Annotated in this window: 3 protein-coding genes and 1 riboswitch; of the genes, 2 read left to right on the forward strand and 1 reads right to left on the reverse strand. The window is 73.5% G+C overall.

Annotated elements, in window-relative coordinates; genetic code table 11:
* On the forward strand, positions 1-733 hold a 733-nt coding region (locus ONA70_RS35840; protein WP_265010910.1), incomplete at its 5' end, for a tyrosine-type recombinase/integrase.
* 42 nt (positions 734-775) lie between these two features.
* Positions 776-860, forward strand: a riboswitch (ZMP/ZTP riboswitch).
* 13 nt (positions 861-873) lie between these two features.
* Positions 874-1752 (forward strand): bifunctional 5,10-methylenetetrahydrofolate dehydrogenase/5,10-methenyltetrahydrofolate cyclohydrolase, encoded by an 879-nt coding sequence (locus tag ONA70_RS35845; protein ID WP_265010911.1) that lies wholly within the window; start codon positions 874-876, stop codon positions 1750-1752.
* Between the two features lie 6 nt (positions 1753-1758).
* Here ONA70_RS35845 and ONA70_RS35850 read toward each other — a convergent pair.
* On the reverse strand, positions 1759-2675 hold a 917-nt coding region (locus ONA70_RS35850; protein ID WP_319959636.1), incomplete at its 5' end, for an alpha/beta hydrolase.

The raw sequence follows: 2675 nt of genomic DNA on the forward strand, positions 1-2675 counted from the left end.
CACCTGGAACAGCTTCTTCACCTTCCTGGTCGCCGAGGGCGTCGTACCCGGCAATCCGATGCCGGCGGTGGCCCGGCCCCGCGCGCCGCTCCCCCGCCCGAAGCCGCTGCGTGGCGAGGCCACCCCGGAGGAACTGCTCGCCGCGGTGGCCCGTGAGCAGGGCCGGCAGCGCGACCCGTGGCCCGAGCGCGACCTGGCGGTGCTGGCGCTCGCCCTGTGCGCCGGGCTGCGCCTGTCGGAGCTGCTGGCGCTGCGCGTGGGCTCCGTGGCCGGGCGGGACGGTGAGCGGCGGGTGGAGGTGTCCGGTAAGGGCGGGCGGCCCCGTACGGTGCCGATCGAAGCGGGACTGGACCGGGCCGTGACCGACTATCTGGCGAGCCGGCGGCGGCGTTTCGGCGCGCGTAGCGTACGGCCGGACTCGCCGTTGCTGGTCGACCGGCGGGGTGAGCCGCTGCGCCGTGGTGGTCTGCAGTACCTCGTGGAGTCGTGTTACCGGCGGGCGGGCATCGGTGACCGGGTGCCGCAGGGGGCACGGCTGCACGCGCTGCGGCACACCTTCGCGACCCGGTTGGCGGAGGACGGGGCGAGTGCGGCGGAGATCATGCGGTTGCTGGGGCACGCGTCGTTGGCGTCGTCGCAGGCGTACATCGAGGTGACGGCGGGTCAGCAGCGGGCGGCGGTGCGGTCCAACCGGACCAACCAGGCGTTGGCGAAACTGGTGGGCGGGAGTTGACCACCGGTGGCGGATGCGATCGCGCAGCGCGGTGTGGCAGGCTGAGGGCGACGCGACTGGCGGCACCGGGGATGGCAGCAACCATCGGGGAGCTTCGTCGTGGGGGTCGACCGCCTGGGCCTCCGCGGGCGAGGTGTGGCATGTCTTCTTCGGGTACGACGGCTCGGCTGCTGCCTGGTGGTCCGGTGGCCGAGCAGGTGCTGGCGGAGGTCGCCGGGGCGGTGACGGGGCTGCGCGCGGCGGGGGTGACGCCGGCGTTGGCGACGGTGCTGGTGGGCGACGACGACGCCAGTGCCGGTTACATCCGGATCAAGCAGCGGCAGGCGGCGGAGTTGGGGTTCGACTCGCCGCACGTGCACCTGCCGGCCACGGCGTCGCAGGCCGACCTGCACGCGGTGCTGGAGGACTTCAACGGCGACAAGGGTGTGCACGGGGTGTTGGTGCAGCATCCGATTCCTGGGCACCTGGACTACGACCGGGCGTTGGCGGTGCTGAATCCGGACAAGGACGTCGACGGCATGCACCCGGTGAACATGGGCCGGCTGGCGTTGGGGCTGCCGGGTCCGCTGCCCTGTACGCCGGCGGGGATCGAGGCGCTGCTGGCGTATCACGGGGTGCCGGTGGCCGGCCGGGAGGTGGTGGTTCTCGGGCGGGGCGCGACGCTGGGCCGGCCGTTGGCGATGTTGCTGGCGCAGAAGCGGCCGACGGCGAACGCGGCGGTGACGGTGGTGCACACCGGGGTGGCGGACTGGCCGCGGTACACCCGGCGGGCGGAGATCCTGGTGGCGGCGGCGGGGGTGCCGGGGATCGTGCAGCCGGAGCATGTGCGTCCGGGCGCGGTGGTGGTCGGTGGTGGTGTGCGGTACGAGGGGCGGCGGCTGCTGCCGGATGTGGACGAGCGGTGTGCCGAGGTGGCGGGGGCGATCACTCCGCGGGTCGGTGGGGTCGGTCCGACGACGGTGGCGATGCTGTTCCGCAATGCGGTGCGGGCGGCGCAGCGGGCGGCCGGGCTGGGCTGAGCCCGGTCAGGGTGTGTCGACGGGGCGGCCCAGCCAGGTGGAGAGCCAGTCGAAGGCGGGTGCCTCGACGGCCCGCCAGGTGGACGGGTTGTGGCCGCCCCCGTCGACGTAGCTGGTGGTGAGGGAGATCGGGGCGCGGGCCAGCCGGCTCAGCTCGCGGGTGTCGCGTAGGGCGTTGTGGTCGGCGCGGCCGCAGGACAGGTAGAGGGCGACGGCGGGGCGGGGCAGGTGTTGCAGCCGCCAGATGTCGTTGTTGAGGGTGTGTTCGGTGCCGTCGCCGATGGTGAGGCCGGGTTCGGCGTAGCCGGAGAGGCTGGCGGCGGCGGCGTATCGGTCGGGGTGGCGGAGCAGCAGGTTGGTGGCGCAGTAGCCGCCGGCGGACAGGCCGGTCAGGCCCCAGGCGTTGCGGTCGGCGCGGAGCCGCAGGTGGGTGTTGGCCCAGGCGGGTACGTCGACGGTGAGGAATGTTTCGCTTTGTGGGCCGTGGGTGAGGTTGACGCATTCGGTGTCGATCATGGTGTTGGGCGTCTGGTACGGGAACAGCACGACGGTGGGGGCCATCCGGCCGGCGGCGATCTCGTGGTCGAGGTGGCCGGGGGCGTCGAGCAGTTGCAGCCAGCCGGCGGGTGAGCCCGGGTAGCCGTGCAGTGCTTCGATGACGGGGAATCGCTGGTGGGGGTGGGTGTCGTAGGCGGCCGGTAGGTAGACGTACATGGGTAGGTTGAGGCCGCTGGCGGTGCCGGGGACGGTGACGGTGATGACTCGTCCGCCGTGGTGGCCGTCGGCGCCGGTGGGGGTGGTGCCGGTGGTGGCGGTGTCGGGCCGGCCGAGCAGGTCTGCCCAGCTGGTGTAGGTGGCGCTCTGCCGGTTCGCCCAGGCCAGTGCGACTGTGGTGGCGGTGGCGAGGCAGAGCAGGCCGGCGC

It is taken from the genome of Micromonospora yasonensis, assembly GCF_026013475.1.
GTDB lineage: Bacteria > Actinomycetota > Actinomycetes > Mycobacteriales > Micromonosporaceae > Micromonospora > Micromonospora yasonensis.

What these genes read in the sequence shown, in the direction of transcription:
- ONA70_RS35845 (WP_265010911.1), top strand. Translation starts at nt 874, where the DNA reads ATGTCTTCTTCGGGTACGACGGCTCGGCTGCTGCCTGGTGGTCCGGTG.